Annotated in this window: 17 protein-coding genes and 1 riboswitch; of the genes, 5 read left to right on the top strand and 12 right to left on the bottom strand. The window is 37.4% G+C overall.

Annotated features, from left to right (window positions below; genetic code table 11):
* Nucleotides 1-43: 43 nt before the first annotated feature.
* The 6 genes from AC1VNJ_RS04125 to yneA all read right to left on the bottom strand — a co-directional run bounded on the left by AC1VNJ_RS04125 (nt 44) and on the right by yneA (nt 4462).
* Complete coding sequence (locus tag AC1VNJ_RS04125; RefSeq protein WP_013058772.1) at nt 44-256, bottom strand: YneF family protein; 213 nt, start codon at nt 254-256, stop codon at nt 44-46.
* A 90-nt stretch (nt 257-346) separates the two neighbouring features.
* Nucleotides 347-787, bottom strand: coding sequence for a sporulation inhibitor of replication protein SirA (gene sirA / locus AC1VNJ_RS04120; RefSeq protein ID WP_028411364.1), 441 nt, complete (start codon nt 785-787; stop codon nt 347-349).
* Nucleotides 788-936: 149 nt separating this feature from the next.
* On the bottom strand, nt 937-2943 hold the full coding sequence (tkt, locus tag AC1VNJ_RS04115) for a transketolase (RefSeq protein WP_050689598.1): 2007 nt from the start codon (nt 2941-2943) through the stop codon (nt 937-939).
* A 167-nt stretch (nt 2944-3110) separates the two neighbouring features.
* Complete coding sequence (locus AC1VNJ_RS04110) at nt 3111-3341, bottom strand: DUF896 domain-containing protein (protein ID WP_013058775.1); 231 nt, start codon at nt 3339-3341, stop codon at nt 3111-3113.
* Nucleotides 3342-3410: 69 nt separating this feature from the next.
* Complete coding sequence (locus AC1VNJ_RS04105) at nt 3411-4079, bottom strand: YneB family resolvase-like protein (protein ID WP_482640330.1); 669 nt, start codon at nt 4077-4079, stop codon at nt 3411-3413.
* Nucleotides 4080-4132: 53 nt separating this feature from the next.
* Nucleotides 4133-4462 carry a cell division suppressor protein YneA gene (gene yneA, locus AC1VNJ_RS04100; RefSeq protein ID WP_028411366.1) on the bottom strand — a complete coding sequence of 110 codons (330 nt, stop codon included), beginning with the start codon at nt 4460-4462 and terminating at the stop codon, nt 4133-4135.
* Between the two features lie 146 nt (nt 4463-4608).
* Here yneA and lexA point away from each other — a divergent pair, with 146 nt between their 5' ends.
* Entirely contained in the window at nt 4609-5226 is a 618-nt protein-coding gene (gene lexA / locus AC1VNJ_RS04095) for a transcriptional repressor LexA (RefSeq protein WP_013058778.1), read from the top strand.
* A 210-nt stretch (nt 5227-5436) separates the two neighbouring features.
* Nucleotides 5437-6882 carry a hypothetical protein gene (locus AC1VNJ_RS04090; protein WP_482640329.1) on the top strand — a complete coding sequence of 482 codons (1446 nt, stop codon included), beginning with the start codon at nt 5437-5439 and terminating at the stop codon, nt 6880-6882.
* Between the two features lie 67 nt (nt 6883-6949).
* Here the strand turns inward: AC1VNJ_RS04090 and AC1VNJ_RS04085 are convergent, their stop codons facing one another.
* The gene (locus AC1VNJ_RS04085) at nt 6950-7084 is read right to left on the bottom strand and encodes a hypothetical protein (RefSeq protein WP_275210797.1); all 135 of its coding nucleotides are present in this window, start codon (nt 7082-7084) and stop codon (nt 6950-6952) included.
* 282 nt (nt 7085-7366) lie between these two features.
* On the opposite strand from AC1VNJ_RS04085, the gene AC1VNJ_RS04080 reads away from it, so the two are divergent.
* Genes AC1VNJ_RS04080 through AC1VNJ_RS04070 form a run of 3 tightly spaced genes read left to right on the top strand, consistent with a single transcriptional unit; the run spans nt 7367 to nt 10259 of the window.
* Nucleotides 7367-8872, top strand: coding sequence for an ArnT family glycosyltransferase (locus AC1VNJ_RS04080; RefSeq protein ID WP_328172310.1), 1506 nt, complete (start codon nt 7367-7369; stop codon nt 8870-8872).
* Between the two features lie 20 nt (nt 8873-8892).
* Nucleotides 8893-9285, top strand: coding sequence for a GtrA family protein (locus AC1VNJ_RS04075; RefSeq protein WP_028411369.1), 393 nt, complete (start codon nt 8893-8895; stop codon nt 9283-9285).
* A complete protein-coding gene (locus tag AC1VNJ_RS04070; protein ID WP_028411370.1) occupies nt 9282-10259 on the top strand; it encodes a glycosyltransferase family 2 protein in 978 nt (325 codons plus the stop codon). Before AC1VNJ_RS04075 ends, AC1VNJ_RS04070 begins: the two co-directional genes overlap by 4 nt.
* Before the next feature lie 40 nt (nt 10260-10299).
* Here the strand turns inward: AC1VNJ_RS04070 and AC1VNJ_RS04065 are convergent, their stop codons facing one another.
* From AC1VNJ_RS04065 to AC1VNJ_RS04045, 5 genes are all read right to left on the bottom strand, one after another.
* Complete coding sequence (locus AC1VNJ_RS04065; RefSeq protein WP_028411371.1) at nt 10300-11277, bottom strand: cation diffusion facilitator family transporter; 978 nt, start codon at nt 11275-11277, stop codon at nt 10300-10302.
* A gap of 109 nt (nt 11278-11386) precedes the next feature.
* Nucleotides 11387-13213 carry an APC family permease gene (locus AC1VNJ_RS04060; RefSeq protein ID WP_028411372.1) on the bottom strand — a complete coding sequence of 609 codons (1827 nt, stop codon included), beginning with the start codon at nt 13211-13213 and terminating at the stop codon, nt 11387-11389.
* 162 nt (nt 13214-13375) lie between these two features.
* Nucleotides 13376-13519: riboswitch (cyclic di-AMP (ydaO/yuaA leader) on the bottom strand.
* A gap of 191 nt (nt 13520-13710) precedes the next feature.
* Nucleotides 13711-14751, bottom strand: a complete 1041-nt coding sequence (locus AC1VNJ_RS04055; RefSeq protein WP_014458506.1) for an N-acetylmuramoyl-L-alanine amidase — start codon at nt 14749-14751, stop codon at nt 13711-13713.
* A gap of 923 nt (nt 14752-15674) precedes the next feature.
* The gene (gene glnA / locus AC1VNJ_RS04050) at nt 15675-17009 is read right to left on the bottom strand and encodes a type I glutamate--ammonia ligase (protein ID WP_013084732.1); all 1335 of its coding nucleotides are present in this window, start codon (nt 17007-17009) and stop codon (nt 15675-15677) included.
* Nucleotides 17010-17092: 83 nt separating this feature from the next.
* Nucleotides 17093-17500: a MerR family transcriptional regulator gene (locus tag AC1VNJ_RS04045; protein ID WP_014458504.1), complete on the bottom strand. Its 408-nt coding sequence runs from the start codon at nt 17498-17500 to the stop codon at nt 17093-17095.
* Nucleotides 17501-17554: the final 54 nt, after the last annotated feature.

The raw sequence follows: 17554 nt of genomic DNA, 5'->3' as shown, positions 1-17554 counted from the left end.
AAAAGACACCCTTCTGAATAGAGAGTGTCTGTCCAATTAACCATTATTTAATTTGGCCGTTCATTGCTTTCATCATTTGGTTAATTTTTTTCTGCGATGGTTTCATGCCCATTTGCATCATCATCATTTTTAACATTTGTTCATTAATTGGTGGATTTTTCTTCAGATAGCTCATCATATACTTACGAGCAATGAAAAATCCTAGCGCTATCCCAACAATTAATGCTAGAACACCAACTAGAATATACATTCCCATGGTATTACTTCCTCCTTCGTGTTGTCTAACTTACAGTGTACTAGACCATACGCTATTATACAATATTTCCGTTCCAATTTCCTTAAATAATTACACAAATTTTCTTGTTTTCACAGGCCTCAGCCAGCCGTATTCATCCGTTCCATAATTCACTGCTAAAAAACAAGGATCTAGCTTGCGTAATACTTCAAAAAAAGCTGTCTCAGCATCAACATTGCCATCTCCTTCAATTGTTATACAGCGATTCGTTAATTTTATAGATGCTCGACTTTTTTTATGAGGATATTCTAGCACAAACGTCTCTTGATGAGTAAAAAAATGAGGATAATGAGAAAACGCCTGAAGTAATTCTCGTTGAATAAATGAATTGGGCAGTTGGCGAGTAATGTAATGAACTTGTTTTTGTAAATGCGTTTCCTGCAAGTGACGTTTCATTTTATATTCAATCAGCAGCTGATAAATGAGCTTTTCTCTTCGAAAATAGGATGATGCAACTTCTTCCTCCATTAAATATACTTCATACGTTCTCACGATTCATCCTCCCTTTCGGCTCGTTCTTTTTTGTACCATTATACCGAATGGTGTACGCAATGCTTGTCTATCGATGAAAAAATTTCTTTGTTTTTTTGTCGAAAAAAAAGAGCAGACCATAGGAGTCTGCTCTTTCTTGTAAAAAAGAATTATGCATTAAGCAAGCTTTTCACTTTTGCTACTACATTTTCAACTGTAAAACCAAATTCTTTCATGATTGTTTCACCAGGAGCAGATGCACCAAAGTGATTAATACCAAGAACTTGTCCCTCGTCTCCAACATAGCGTTCCCAGCCAAGTGTAGAAGCCATTTCAATACCTAAACGTTTTTTCACTGATTTAGGGATAACACTTTCTTTATACTCAGCAGATTGCTCTTCGAAACGATCCCATGCAGGCATACTTACTACAGATACATCAATGCCTTCTGCAGCTAATGCTTTTTGTGCTTCTACTGCTAGGCTTACTTCAGAGCCTGTTGCAAGTATTAATGCATCCGCTTGGTCTTTACCAGCTTTAGATACAACGTACGCGCCTTTAGACACGCCTTCGTATGCATTTTCTTTTGTACCTTCAAGCGTTGGCAAGTTTTGACGAGTCAATACAAGCGCCGTTGGGCGGTCAGTTGATTCTAATGCTAAGCGCCATGCAGCAGCTGTTTCATTTGCATCTGCAGGACGAACCACTGAAAGACCTGGCATTGCACGAAGTGATGGCAATTGTTCAATTGGCTCATGTGTCGGGCCGTCTTCTCCAACTGCGATACTGTCATGTGTGAATACATATGTTACAGGAAGCTTCATTAAAGCTGCTAAGCGAATTGCTGGGCGAAGATAATCAGAGAATACAAAGAATGTTCCTCCGAATACTTTTACACCGCCGTGTAGAGCCATACCGTTTAATGCAGCTCCCATTGCAAATTCACGTACACCGAACCAAATATTACGTCCGCTGTAATCAGCTGCAGTGAAGTCTTCTGAACCTTTAATCATTGTTTTATTTGACCCAGCTAAGTCAGCTGAACCGCCGAAGAATTGAGGTACAGCTTGTGCTACTGCGTTTAATACTTCTCCAGAAGAAGCACGGCTAGCTAAGCTTGAACCCGTTTCGTATGCTGGAAGCGTTTCTTCCCAGCCTTCCGGTAACTTTCCTTCTACTGCTAGTTCAAATTGACGACCTAGTTCAGGATATTTTTCTTTATACTGTGCAAATACATCGTTCCATTCGTTTTCTTTCTTTTGGCCATCTTCAGCAATTGTAGCTTTGAAGTGAGCATACACTTCTTCTGGCACATAGAAATCTTCTTCAAATGTCCATGCATAAGCTTCTTTTGTTAATTTTGTTTCATCGGAACCTAATGGAGAACCGTGCACGCCAGAAGTACCCGCGTGATTTGGAGAACCAAATCCGATTGTTGTTTTTACTTCAATTAACGTTGGGCGTGTTAAATCGCCTTTTGCTTCTTCAATTGCGTTTGCAATCGCTGTCAAGTCATTGCCGTCTTCAACGCGGATTACTTGCCATCCGTAAGCCTTGAAACGATCTTCTACGTTCTCAGAGAACGAGCGATCTAAATCTCCGTCTAAAGAAATATCATTTGAATCGTATAAAACAACTAAGCGTCCTAATTTTAAGTGCGCCGCTAATGAAGCTGCTTCAGCAGATACACCTTCCATTAAGTCTCCGTCACCACAAATACCATACGTAAAGTGGTCTACAATTTCTAAACCTTCTTTGTTGTATGTTTCAGCTAAATGACGTTCTGCCATTGCTTTACCAACAGCCATTGCAATACCTTGTCCTAGTGGACCAGTTGTTGCATCAATACCTGCTGTATGACCGAACTCTGGATGACCTGGTGTTTTACTTCCCCATTGACGGAAGTTTTTAAGGTCTTCAATTGATAAGTCATATCCAGCTAAATGAAGCAAGCTGTATAATAGTGCCGATCCGTGTCCTGCTGATAATACAAAGCGGTCACGGTTGAACCAGTTTGGGTTCTTTGGATTGATGTTCATGAATTTTGTCCACAATGTATATGCCATTGGAGCAGCTCCCATTGGCATACCTGGGTGACCTGAATTTGCTTTTTCAATCGCATCGATTGATAAAGTACGAATTGTTGCAATCGAAAGATCTTCAATACGTTGTGTCATACTCTTCATTCCTTTCAAAACTATGTACATATGTTATCATACTAATGATTTGCTTATTTGTACAATACTTGAACCAAAAAAATTTTCACTTTTACAGTTTTTGTGTGCCTTATTAAAAATATACAAAAAACTAGAGGGAACTCTCCCTCTAGTTTTACTAGAACGTCTTAGTGAAGACGCTTCTTTTTACTCTCTTTTAACTTCTTAGGCGTAACATCTTTACCTTCCTCGTCCACGACTTTAATCGTATGAAGGTGGTTTGTCATAGATTGTCGGAAAACTTTTAAATATTCCTGACGTAGCTCTTGCTGTTCTTTCGCTTCAGATTCTGTCAGACCTTCAGCCTTTGCCTTTTTTGAAAGAGCATTAATACGAGCAAGTTTATCTTTTGATAGCATATAAAACCTATCTCCTTATAATCAATAATTAAAATTACCGAACCGTTCCGGCAACATGTAGTCATCTTACTAAATCTCTTTCGTTTTATCAAGAGATTGAGCACTCTTTTGATACTCTTGATAGCGACGATGTACCGTTGCTTTTGAAATATTATAACCAAAACCTTTTAGCGTAACTGAAATTTCAGCAAAGGTTAAGCCGTTATGACGAAGGCGCACAATTTCTTCAATCGGCGCTTCTTTTTTTTCTCTTCCTGAGTTAACTCCTTGATTTTTTAAATTTTGCTGCGGACGATAACCGTTTTCTACGGCTCTTTTCATTCCTCTTTTAATTTTAGCATTATGTAATTTCCGCTGATGCTCTTCCACTAAGCTAATAATATCTAACACCATCGAATCAGATTCTGAAAGCTGAAGCTGACCTTGATGACTAATCGTATAGATCGTAGCATTTTCTTTGTGAAAAGCATGAAGAAGCGCAATTCGGGCATTTCCTCTGCCTAATCGCGTTTCGTCTTGAATGAGCAGCACAGATATTTTTTCTTCTTTCATTGTATGAAGAACATCCAATATACCCTCTCTGTCTACGTCATATCCGCTTGCCTTTTCCATTACGACCTTTTTTACGTTTAGATGGTGAAGATCAGCAAGCTTTTTTAATTCTTCTTGCTGGCGCTGTAAAGATGTTTCTTGGGTTTTTTTATCCGTACTTACACGGCAATAAATAATGGCGTCCACTTTTATCACAACCTTTTCGGCTTCTAACAATATTCAGGAACGGCCGTTACACACTACTGTTCAATTGCCACTTGATTATGTAACTCTTTTTTTAAAACAGGAATATATAATTTATCTCCAGGAGATAAAGACTGGGCAGTGTCTGAGTTTAGATCATTGACGTCTTCAACCCATTTGACAAATTCATTGGTGGTCAAATGATGGTGATTATGATACTTGTTGGACAAGTCCCAAAGCGTATCTCCTTTTGTAATAGTAACCGTTGAATATTTGTCTAAATCTACTTTATCCGCTCCTAAAACCAGCGTCAATACATATGTAAGTGCAGCGATAACTGCAAAAAAAATAGCGTAATGTTTCATAGAATGTAAGAATTGGTGCATATTATGATCCCCCTATCAGAATATATGTTCTTATTTTATTGAGAACATTTGTTTCTGTCAATGGAATTCTTCGAACTTATGTTTGTATATTGACACATCACGTGGTATAATTCACCTAAAGAATAGCTAAAATCGAGGTGAAAAATATGAAGCTATCAAAACGTCAACAAGACATACTAGATTTTATTAAGCACGAAGTAAAATTAAAAGGTTATCCGCCTTCTGTTCGTGAGATTGGGGAAGCGGTGGGATTAGCCTCTAGCTCCACTGTACACGGGCATTTAGCTCGTTTAGAAAGTAAAGGGTTAATTCGCAGAGATCCAACAAAACCAAGAGCAATCGAAGTTCTTCAACTAGACGAAGTAAACATCCCTAAAAGCAACGTCATTAATGTTCCTGTTATCGGTAAAGTAACAGCGGGTCTTCCTATAACAGCCGTTGAAAATGTGGAAGAATATTTCCCTCTTCCAGATAAATTCGTTTCTCCAGATGATCATGTATTTATGCTTGAAATTATGGGAGAAAGTATGATTGAAGCAGGTATTCTAGATGGCGATATGGTAATCGTACGTCAGCAGCAAACTGCTAATAACGGAGATATTGTGGTCGCTATGACCGAGGACAACGAAGCAACGGTAAAACGTTTCTTTAAAGAAGAAAATTTCGTTCGTTTACAGCCTGAAAATTCAACGATGGCGCCTATTATTCTTCGCCACGTAACGATTTTAGGAAAAGTCACTGGTGTATATCGTACGATTCACTAATTACACACTATACGTAAAACCAACTAATCATGATGTTAGTTGGTTTTTTTACGTTTGTTTTCTAAAAAAATTGGCATATTATAAATGATACGTCGAATCATTACAGGCGGGTAGAGCGGTTTTTATAAAGCCTGTTTTACCTTTTACTTTCTGTCTGCATTTTTTCGACTCTCAAAAAAAATACAACCGACCATAAGAAGGATGTAGTTTATGACCAATACACCAAGGAAAACAGAACCATTTCAAACTATTATGCCTACCAAAGCAATGAACATGTTTCTTTTTCCTTTTTCCTTTGATCGAAAAAATAAAGAGCAGCTTGTTCATGCACTAGAAGCAAATATGTTTGAGTTTTTTTCCATTCAAAACAAACGTGTAGAAAAAGAATACTACGGAGAACAGTATTACGTATCTCATGATAGCTTAGATCAATATTTTCTTCCTTACATTGAATGTATTCTATTTCCTGATTCATGCGAAAAAGAAGGCTTGCTTCGATTTTCAAAAAAAATAGACCATACCGTTACGCTAGAAACTTCCTCCACCACCGTGTCTAGCAACGTGCTGTCTGTGGATGTTTTTTTATGTCCTTTTGAAATTGGCGTCATGACCATTCGCACTGAGATGAGTCATAATCATTACACCTATGATGACATTTTAGAATTCATGAATCATTTTCGTGTATTAGAACCGAAGCTTGCTGAAGAGCATGGATCCACCATTACCTATGAACATCATCGCTATAGCAAAGTACAGGATTATATTTTTTCACAGCTCGCGCCATTTTTGAACGAACACATCAAAAAAGAAGCGACGCGTGAACAGCACATCGGGAGTCTTCCTTATTTTATCGATGAACGGATGTTTGTATTAAGTTATGTAACGGTAAATCAAGAGCAAGAGATTAACTCCACAACTTTATTTCGTACTGGGCAGCTAAATAGCTATACGCCTGACGGGAAACCGTTTATCTCTGCACACAACCATGAGTATATTAAAACGTATAATACCAAACACGTGTATTCCAGATGGGCTCCTGAAACCTATTACGTTATAACAGACCATGTGTTTTCGTGTATTTCTAAATCGACAGACTCTAAAACGGATCAGCTTTTGATGAATCATCTATTTGGCCAACATTACTATAATTTATTTTTGCATTTTTTCTATAAAATCGTGTTGCTAAAACTATCCTATGAGTATTCTCAGCTCACGTTTCATAAAAATTCAGAGGGCATCGAGCGACTAATTCGCTCTATTACTGTATTTTCAGGTAAATATTTATTTTTAGAAATTAGCTCTCGCACGGAAGGTCAAGAGTTTTCTGAGCTCTTAAAAAAAATCTTCCACATCAATTCTCTTTATCAAGAAGTCAAAGAAACCCTTGGTACTTTGTATCAAAATCAAGAGAAAATTGCGGCCAAGCGTCACAATTACTTATTATTAATTTTAACGATTTATACCGTTCTTTCCGGTATTTACGGAATGAATTTAGTTATTAGCAAGCTAAAGGGAAACATCCATTGGGATAGTATGAAGCAGTTTTCTATCTTTGAATATATCGCTTTAATAGTAGCTTTATCAGGAATTCTGATCAGCATTAGTCTCGGAGTGAGTTCTCTATGGAATTTATTAAAAGATCGATTTAAAACATAAAAGCTGTTCGCATCAGAAAATACATTATAAAAAAGAAGAGATTGAGACATAACTAAATCAAGCAAGTCTAAAGGGAAACAAATAGAATAAATAAGCTAGCAGGGATCGCTTGTGACACCTCTGTTGATTTCCGTGCAAGACTTCGCTTTCCGCGGGAGTCTTCGTCTTGCCCTCCAATCAACTGCTGGAAAGAACTAAACAAATGAAACCTACGTGCACCATAAAAAACGAACCACTAATCAAACATGATGATTAATGGTTCGTTTTTCGCTTCGACTAAAATCCTTTTTTCCCAACCTCTTTTATCTATTACTAAATCACTGCTTACTCCACTGAACCTTTTATTACACGTTATGCCGCTGTTGTAATTTCAGAACAATCTAATATTATACTCTATAAGAAAAATATATACAAAATAATAAAATATGGTATCATAGGGTAGGAATTTTGTACCTTATCTTTGAAATAATTTGCAGGAGGTCATATGCTTAACTCATTTTTATCCAAAAGCCTGATTCTTTTATGTGTCATGATTCTTACATGGTCTCTATGGGGCAGTTATAGTGCGATGACAAATTCATTGGACTTAAAAGGCTTGGCTTTAAGTAATTCATTTATTATTGAAGGAATATGTATCACTTTCCTTGTCATTTTTCTAATAGCTATTGCAAGTAGATACATGAACAAAACTGTTTTTTTTATTTCACTGATTGTTTTGACCTTAGGTGTTCGATTAGCATGGATGCTTTCTGTTCAAACACCTGTAAAATCTGACTTTCTTGTCATGTTAGATGCCGCACGTAATATCGCAAAAGGAAATTATGAATTTAACCAAAGCGTTTATTTCACTACATGGGTATATCAGCTAGGCTTTTCATTCTATGAATCTATTGTTATTCGCTGTTTTGGAGATAGCATTTTTACATTAAAATTGTTAAATATTTTTTATTCTACTGGAACCGTTATTTTTATTTATCTAATTGGCGCTAAAGTATTTAACGAACTTGCTGGGAGAATGGCAGCTTTCCTATATGCGTTCTACATTCCGAACATTCTCTACAGCTCAGTGTTAACCAATCAGCATTTAGCTACTTTTTTATTTTATGCAGCTTTTTACCTTATTATAAAAAGATTTGCTCATAACAAGTTTAGCTGGCTTTATATTGGTCTTCTATTGTCGTTAGGAAATTTAATGCGCCCTCTGGGACCCATTATTATCGTTGCTGTTTTCATTTATTTCATCTTGCAAATTCTTCAACCTTACATTAAAGCGAAGGATGCTGCTGAGTTAAAAACTCGTCGAAAGAAAATAGGAAAAAACCTCGTAGGCGTACTGGCTACTTTTTTTATTGCAAATGCGCTGATCAACTACTCTTTTGTAGCGAGCGGTATTTCTAAATATCCTTTAAGTAACAGAGATCCTTTATGGAAATTCGTTATTGGCTTTAATTATGAAACAAGCGGTTCTTATTCTTCAGAGGATGCTAGTCGTTTTATGGGTATGCCAATTGGAGAAAAACGAGCTGAAGCAGAAAAAGAAGTAATTAAAGAGCGAGTAGCAGATAAAGAGCAGCTTTTAGATCTCTTTCACATTAAATTCCTGAATATGTGGGGAGGAACGGATGCATCTACATTTTGGAGTATTTCATTAACTCCTCAAGAAGATGTACCTTTTAATAAAGAGAAATTAATTAGTGCTGCTCAAAGTTGTGAAAGAATCATTTACGTTTCAACTACTATTCTTTCCATTATTGGACTTATATGTTTATTCCTGAAGAAGCAGGATAAATATCCGTATACACTGTTTTTATTACTAATCATAGGATACGTTCTTATTCACTTGCTTATTGAAATTCAAACTCGCTATCGATTCTTTATTTTCCCAAGCTTTATGCTGCTCGAAGGGTTTGGTATTTCAGTGATTCTATCTTATTTACTAGTACGGTTTACTAAAAATAAGACCCAGGCAAAATGTGAAGAGATAAATTAAATGGAAGGGATTATGCAACCGTGATAAAATTCCTGAAATTCGGATTTGTAGGTATAATGAATACCCTGCTCACTATTATCAGTTACTTAGCACTGATTCATTTTGATATGAATTATATATTGGCTAACGTACTATCCTATTTCATTGGCGTCATAAACAGCTACTATTGGAACAAATCGTGGGTGTTTCAAGCAACTGTACATAAATGGATGTTAGCTCAATTTTTCATCGTAAACCTTATTACTTTAGCAATTAATACATCTTGCTTATTCCTTCTTGTACACTATACACCTGCTAATCCGATAATTGGACAACTGTTGTCTACTTGTATAGGAATGTTTTTTAATTTTTTTCTTAATAAAATATGGACGTTTAAGCACACAAACAATCACTCGATAGGAGGTAAAGCATGAAAGAACTAATTTCAATCGTGGTACCTATGTATTTTGAAGAAGAAGTAGCTAATGAATGCTATAATCGCTTGCTTTCCGTCATGCATGAAAATCACATTAACTATGAATTCATTTTCGTCAATGACGGCAGTACAGACCGAACAATTGAAATCTTAAAGGACGTAGCAGCTATGGATTCTAACGTAAAAATTATTGATTTTGCCCGTAATTTCGGGCACCAAACTGCCGTCACAGCAGGTATTGACTATGCTCAAGGTGATGCTATCGTAATTATTGATGCTGACTTACAGGATCCGCCTGAAATGATTCCTGAATTAATTGCTAAATGGCAGCAAGGCTATGAAATTGTATACGCAAAGCGCAAGAAGCGAAGCGGAGAGACCTTTTTTAAATTGACAACGGCTAAGTATTTTTATCGCTTTTTAAATTATATGTCCGATATTGAAATCCCAAAAGACACGGGAGATTTTCGTATTATCGACCGAAAAGTTGCGGACGTATTCAAAAAAATGACTGAACGCAATCGTTTCGTAAGAGGAATGATGTCTTGGATCGGCTTCAGGCAAACATATGTAGAATATGAGCGCGATGAGCGTTTTGCTGGTGAAACAAAATATCCTTTAAAAAAGATGATCAAGTTTGCTTCAGATGGAATTATTGGGTTTTCAACGAAACCTTTACGTTTAGTAATGGTTATTGGCTTGTTATCAGTTTTTGTATCACTTCTCGTTTTAAGTTATTCGATTGTTGTTTGGCTGATAGGTGAAAATATTCAGCCTGGCTGGACTTCGATTATGGTAGCTATCACTTTCTTTAGCGGTATTCAGCTACTTGGTTTAGGTCTAGTGGGACAATACATCGCAAGAATTTACGATGAAAGTAAAAATAGACCTATTTACGTTGTACGTGAAACTATTAACTTTTCTGCGGCTTCAACAGATTCTCAAAACGTGCGTGAAAAAGTATATAGCTAAAAAAAACAAGGAAGAAAACAACTGTTTTCTTCCTTGTTTTTTATTCTTTTTGAAGCTGTAAATCGCTTGTCACCCAGTCAGGAATTCCATCATCTTCATCAAATTCAATAATGACATCCGTTATTCCTTTTTCCTGTAAAATACGATTTTCGAGACGATCTTTAATATCATCCGCTTCTGCTACTGTTAAAGAAGGATCAATTTCTACTTTTAATTCAACGTGAAGCTCTTCTCCTTCTTTCATCACCATTAACGTTTGAATATCACGCACTTGTACATCTTGCATAACAATGGCGCCAATTTTCATTTCCATTTCTTTATCTGCTTCACCAAGCGCTCCAGCAGCGTTATCTAAAAATACTCGTCCTACTACAAAAAACATCATAAGACCAATTAGCATAGAAGCAATTCCTTCAGCTTGATGAAAAGGCGTAAACCGCGAAATAAAAACGGCAATTAAAGCCAATACGCCTCCTCCAGTGGCTACCAGATCTTCCATAAAAACAAGCTTAGTTGCTGGCTTTGCTTTCTTTAGATGAACAAAGCTTTGCGTAAAAACATTGACCTCTGCAGTATTCATTCCGACATCGTGCAAAATTTCTTTCATTGCCTTAAAGAGGACAAACATCTCAAGTAATACCGAGATGCCAAGTACTGCAATATTTAAAATAAAGCCTGAAGACTTCGTCGGATGAAGAATATGATGATACCCTTCTTTAATCGTTTCAAATGCCATAATTCCTACTACAAGTACCGCCCCTAATAAAACGAGATTAACCAATCGTCCAAATCCGTTTGGAAATCGTTTGGTCGGAGCTTTTTTGCTTAATGCTGAACCTATAAAAACAAAGAACTGATTTGCTGCGTCCCCTAAGCTGTGCATCGTTTCAGCAAACATCGCTACATTTCCCGTTAAAGCAAAAGCAATCCCTTTAATAATGGATATAATGGTATTAACTATAGCGGCCATCATGGCCGATTTATTTCCTTTTCGCAATAACTTAATTAATTCACTCATGCAATCCCTCCGTTTGTGCCTTTGATGAGATTCAATTATGGTTAGTGTATGTGAATTTAAAAATTAAAAACCTCCAACATATAAGTTGGAGGTTTTTAGTCATGTTTCATTATTTTTTAAAACGATAAGGTACCGTTGTAACGATTACGTTTTTACGGTAAAGCAAATGTGCTTTTAACAGCAGACTGGACTGATTATGAAGGATGTTTTGCCAGCTTTTTTTCGTGATGAACTGCGGAATAACAACCGTAATAGCCATATTATTTTCACGGGCTTTTTCCTCAGCCATATCGATGAATCGAAACAGCGGACGCACAAGACTGCGGTATTGAGAATGAAACGTAACAATACGAATATCAGGCTGCCACTTTTCCCACTTCTCTTCCATTCTCTTTTCGCTTTCTCGGTCAAAAGCAACGTGCACCGCAATAACGGTATCACCAATCGTTCTTGCATAGTTCAATGAATTTTCCACTACCTTTGTCATTCCTGCTACAGGAACAATGACCACACTTCCTTCAAGCTTTCCAATCTTTTCTCCTTGCTTAATACGAAGCTGCTCTCCTACCGCTTCATAATGCGTATGAATGCGATGAAAAATATAAACGATAACCGGTAAGAAAACGAGCACGGACCATACTTGTGAAAACTTCGTTGTAAACAAAATGATTAGCACCGTTAAGGTAATGAGGGCACCAATTAAGTTAATGGTTAGCTTTCCTTGCCAGCCGGCCGGCTTTTCTCTAAGCCATTTGACAATCATGCCTGTTTGAGAAAGCGTAAATGGAATGAACACTCCAACTGCATAAAGAGGAATTAATTGTTCCGTCGCTCCTTTAAAGGCGACAAGTAAGACAATAGAAGCAATTCCAAGGGTCACAATTCCATTTGAATAGCCTAGTCGATCGCCGCGAATTTGAAACATTCTTGGCATGTATTTATCAGACGATAAGTTTACGGCAAGCAAAGGGAAAGCTGAAAAACCTGTATTCGCCGCTAGCACTAAAATCAGAGCTGTGGTACCTTGAATAAAATAATAAAATCCATTTCGTCCAAATACACTCGATGCAATTTGTGATACAACCGTTTCATCTGCTTTTGGAGAAATGCCAAGCCAATAAGCTAAAAACGTGATGCCAGAAAATAAAACGGCTAAAATACCGCCCATTAGCATTAATGTATGAACAGCATTTTTTGCACCTGGATCTTTAAAGTTAGGCACTGCATTTGAAATAGCTTCTACACCAGTCAATGCCGAACAGCCTGATGAAAAAGCTTTTAATAATAAAAACAAACTAATACCTGGCACCACGGTACCGAGAGATGTATGAAGCTCAGGTGAAACTTGACCTGTCACTATTTTGAAGAAGCCCACCGCTATTAACAAAATAAGAGCAATAACAAATAAATAAACCGGATAAGCTAAGACAGAAGCGGATTCTGTTACACCTCGTAAATTTAAAACCGTAATAAAAATCACCAGCAAACACGCAATTACTACGTTATAGTGATGCAGCGTTGGAAAAGCCGAAGTTAAAGCATCGGTTCCTGCTGAAACACTCACGGCAACTGTTAAAATATAATCTACTAACAGTGATCCCCCAGCGATAAGTCCAGGATTTTCTCCTAAATTGGTTTTCGAAACAATATAAGCTCCTCCGCCTTGCGGATACGCATAAATAATTTGACGATATGAAAGAATTAAAGCCGTCAGCAGCACCAATACCCCAATCGCAATTGGAATCGAATACCAATAGGCAAGCACGCCCACTGTTGCAAGGACAATCAAAATCTGTTCTGTTCCATAAGCCACTGAAGATAAGGCATCTGATGATAAAATAGCCAGCGCTTTAAGCTTACTAAGCTTTTGATCGCCTAACTCTTTTGTTTTGAGCGGCTTTCCAATCAATAATCTCTTGAGAACTGAATAGTTCACGTAATTTCCCTCCGATGATTGCTTAGCTACTATTCACTGTTCGTTGCTAAGCTCCGTTACAAGTTCATGAATAAGTGATATTATCCCTAAAAAATACCTTTTTATGTTAAAAAAGCGCACAAAAAAAACACTAAGGGTTCTCAGCGTTTTTACACAGCTTAAACCTCCTCTCCAAAACGCTTATGGGGTTAGCTGTCGGATTCGGGCTATGAGAGTAGCCCTACCTTTTTAAAAAAAGGATTCACCCCAAGTGACAATGCACAAATTTGGGTCCCCCACTTCTGACGAATTAAGCGATAACAGGTCAATATAATTTTCGGTTAAAGAGTATGATCGATAACATGTTTCTTTCATAACTATCCTTTGTTCTTAGATAATATACTCCCGTACAAATGGTTTGTAAAGCATTATTTTACGTAAACGATAAAATAGTACTTAAGGCGCTTTTAAGGGGAAAACGAAAGGCCTTCTGCCTGCTTACAGAAGACCTGCTTTCTTTAACTTTTTGCTTTTAAAACGGCTGCTAGCTTGTTTTTCGTTTGAGGACCATAAATGCCATCTACATCATAAGGAAGATACACAAGCTGAAAACGTCTGACTGCATCTTTCGTTTGTACTCCATATATTCCGTCTACTGACCCTACTTTAAAATTAACCGCGTTTAATGCTCTTTGAAGCTGTTTCACTGCTTCTCCAGAATCGCCTTGTTTTAAAATTCCATTTGGAAGTGGATATTGTTCAGAAGGTGGTGTTGGAGTAGGTGTTGGTGAAGTTCCTGAAGGAATAACAATTGTTTTTCCAACCTGTAGTGTTAAAGGATCAGAAAGCCCTGTATTCGCTTCTTGAAGCTCCTGTACTGTTATGCCGTACTTCTGTGCAATACTGTACAGCGTATCTCCTTGCTTAATTGTATACGTTTTTTCACCTGGTTCAGAAGGTGATGGATTTGGTGTCGGTGTTGGAGATGGCGATGGATTTGGAACTGCACGACGAGGTAAATTTAAATATACGGCAATTCCTTTTGCATACGATTCACCCATGCTTTTTAAAAAAGCTTCATTTTGAAGAAGTGCTGCATCGGCGCTCCTATCAATAAAAGCTATTTCAGTTAGTACTGCAGGCATATTTGTTAAGCGAAGCACCGCATAATTGGCCGATTTTCGTCCACGATTCGGATGATTATACGACAGCAGCGTTGGCTGTACTTGCCCGTGCACAATCGATTGAAACGTTTTACTAGCATTGCTAGCGCTTCTATAAACATAATCTTCGTATCCTGTTCCTCCACCGGCATTTACGTGAATAGACATAAATGCATCTGCTCCCCATGAATTAGCTTGAGAAGCGCGCTGAGATAACGATAAAAAAGTATCTGTGGTACGGGTGGTTTTAATCGTAAAGTCACTGTAAGTGCTATTTAAATAGCTTATTAAATATTGTTGAATTTTTAACACTAAGTTTTTTTCATACAGTCCATTCGCTCCAACTGCTCCTGCATCTGCCCCACCATGTCCTGCATCAAGATAAATTTTTTTCATATTACTTGTCCCTCCTTATTGTTAACATATGCATGAGGGAAAAAAGTGCTACGTATACTAGCCTACTTAGTGAAAAATTACTAAAAAAGGAGATTGAGACATAACGAAATCACTTCAAACTCAAAACGAACAAATGGGATAAATGCGCTAGTATGGATGGCTTGTTACATCGCTGTTGAATTCCGTGCAAGGCTTCGCTTTCCGCGGGGGGGGCTGGTGAACCTCCTCGTCGCGTGCGTTACTGCGGAGTCTCACCTATTCCGCTTTTCCCGCAGGAGTCTTCGCCTGCCCTCCAATCAACTTCTAGAAGCAACTAAATAGATGAAATCTACGTTCATCCTACCAATAAAAAAATCCGCACAATTCATCGTGCGGTTCCCTCCTCCTAACATACTTTTGGTCCAGATTCTATTCTGGTTGATTAAATAGACCAGGAGGGTCTATTATTTATAACGTTAGGACCTATTTAAAAAGCAGAACGCCTACAACAATGAGAATAATCCAAATTGGAATGCTTATCAATATCCCTATCACTAAACCTTTAAAGAAATTTCCTTCTTTCATTTTTATTACATTCCTCTCCAACAGTATTTTCTAACGATACTATGATTGGCTGAAAACTCTCTGAAGTTATACTGAAATACAGTGCAGAGTGAACACATAAACAATCTCACTATCTGTTATACACTACTTTTACTTATAGATTCAATGAGACAAAAAGCTCATCCTTTTTGATTCATGTAAACAAATTCTTTCTTGTATGTAACAAAACAATAAAAAAGCTCCCTGTAAATTATACGACAGGCAGCTTTTTTATAAACAAGCTATATTATTCAATTTACGTATGTAGAATGTTATTTATTCATTGTGAAAAACAAAAAAGTCGGAGAGAACGTACAAACGATCTCTCCGACTTTTAAAAATTAATATTGGCTCATGTATTGGTCACGTTCCCAAGGATGAACTTGTGTACGGAACATATCCCACTCGATTTCTTTCGCTTCAACGAAGTGCTCTGCTAAGTGTTCACCTAATGCAGAAACCATCACTTCGTTTGATTGGAAGCTATCTAAAGCTTGAGCTAATGTTGCAGGTAAATCTACGATACCTTCTTCAACACGCTCTTCTTTTGTCATTACATAGATATTACGATCAATAGGTTTTGGAGCTTCAAGATTGTTCTTGATTCCATCTAAACCAGCTTTTAATAGAACAGCCATTGCTAAATATGGGTTAGCAGCTGGGTCTACGCTACGTACTTCAACACGAGTTCCTACGCCGCGAGAAGCTGGGATACGGATTAATGGGCTACGGTTGCGAGCAGACCATGCAACATAACAAGGAGCCTCATATCCAGGTACTAGACGCTTATAAGAGTTTACAGTAGGATTTGTTACTGCTGTAAAGCTGTGTGCGTGCTTGATGATACCTGCGATAAATTGACGAGCAGTATCACTTAGCTCTAGATTACCGTTCTCATCATAAAATGCGTTTTGGCCATCTTTGAATAACGAAACGTTACAGTGCATACCTGAACCGTTCACACCAAATAATGGTTTTGGCATAAATGTAGCATGTAAGCCATGTTTACGTGCAATTGTTTTTACAACAAGTTTGAACGTTTGGATATCATCACAAGCTTTTAATGCAGCAGCATATTTGAAGTCGATCTCGTGTTGTCCAGGAGCTACCTCATGATGAGATGCTTCAATTTCAAAGCCCATTTCTTCAAGCTCTAATACGATGTCACGACGGCAGTTTTCACCAAGGTCAGTTGGCGCTAAGTCGAAGTAGCCACCTTTATCATTTAATTCTAATGTAGGTTCGCCTTTTTCGTCTAATTTGAATAAGAAGAACTCTGGCTCAGGTCCAAGGTTAAAATCAGTAAATCCTAACTCTTCCATCTCTTTTAACACACGTTTTAAGTTATTACGTGGATCGCCATCAAACGGAGTTCTATCTGCATTGTAGATGTCACAAATAAAACGTGCTACTTTACCTTTTTCAGATGTCCAAGGGAAAATAACAAATGTATCAATATCCGGGAATAGGTACATATCTGATTCTTCAATACGTACAAACCCTTCAATAGAAGAACCGTCAAACATCATTTTGTTGTCTAACGCTTTTTCTAATTGACTTACTGGAATTTCAACGTTTTTAATTGTTCCTAAAATGTCAGTGAACTGAAGACGAATATATTTTACATTCTCTTCTTGAACTTTGCGGAAAATATCTTCTTTTGTGTACTTTGCCATCGTGTGATCCTCCCCTAAATCTCTATATAATATTTATAATCTATACCCCTCATATACGAACGGCATAAATATTGATAACTTTATTAATGAAAGAACCTGGACATATCTCCTTGATTTAAAGTTGCTCGATTAAAACGGCCTGCTTGCATAAGTTCTGCACGAAGCATTTTTCGCAACTCATCGTCCGTTAATTCTGGCTTTGCTGTTTCTGCCACAACTTTTTCTTCTTGCTTATGCCCTTTTTGCTCCTTTTGAAGATGAAACAGCTGTTTTACACCTGCTAAGTTTACACCTTGTTCGATTAGATCGCGGATTTCAAGCAGCTTATCAACATCGTTAAATGAGAATAGTCGTCGATTTCCCTCTGTTCTTACCGGTGCAACTAATTCATGTTCTTCATAGTAGCGAATTTGGCGAGCAGACAACTCAGTTAACTGCATCACAATTCCAATCGGGAAAAGTGGCGTATTTCTTCGAATGTTGTCACTCATTTCAGTTCCTCCTTTGGATTAACTATTTACATTGTATGCTATGTTAGTTCACCT

This window comes from Priestia sp. 3CA3 (assembly GCF_056836725.1).
This window is presented reverse-complemented; position numbering and strand designations above follow the sequence as displayed.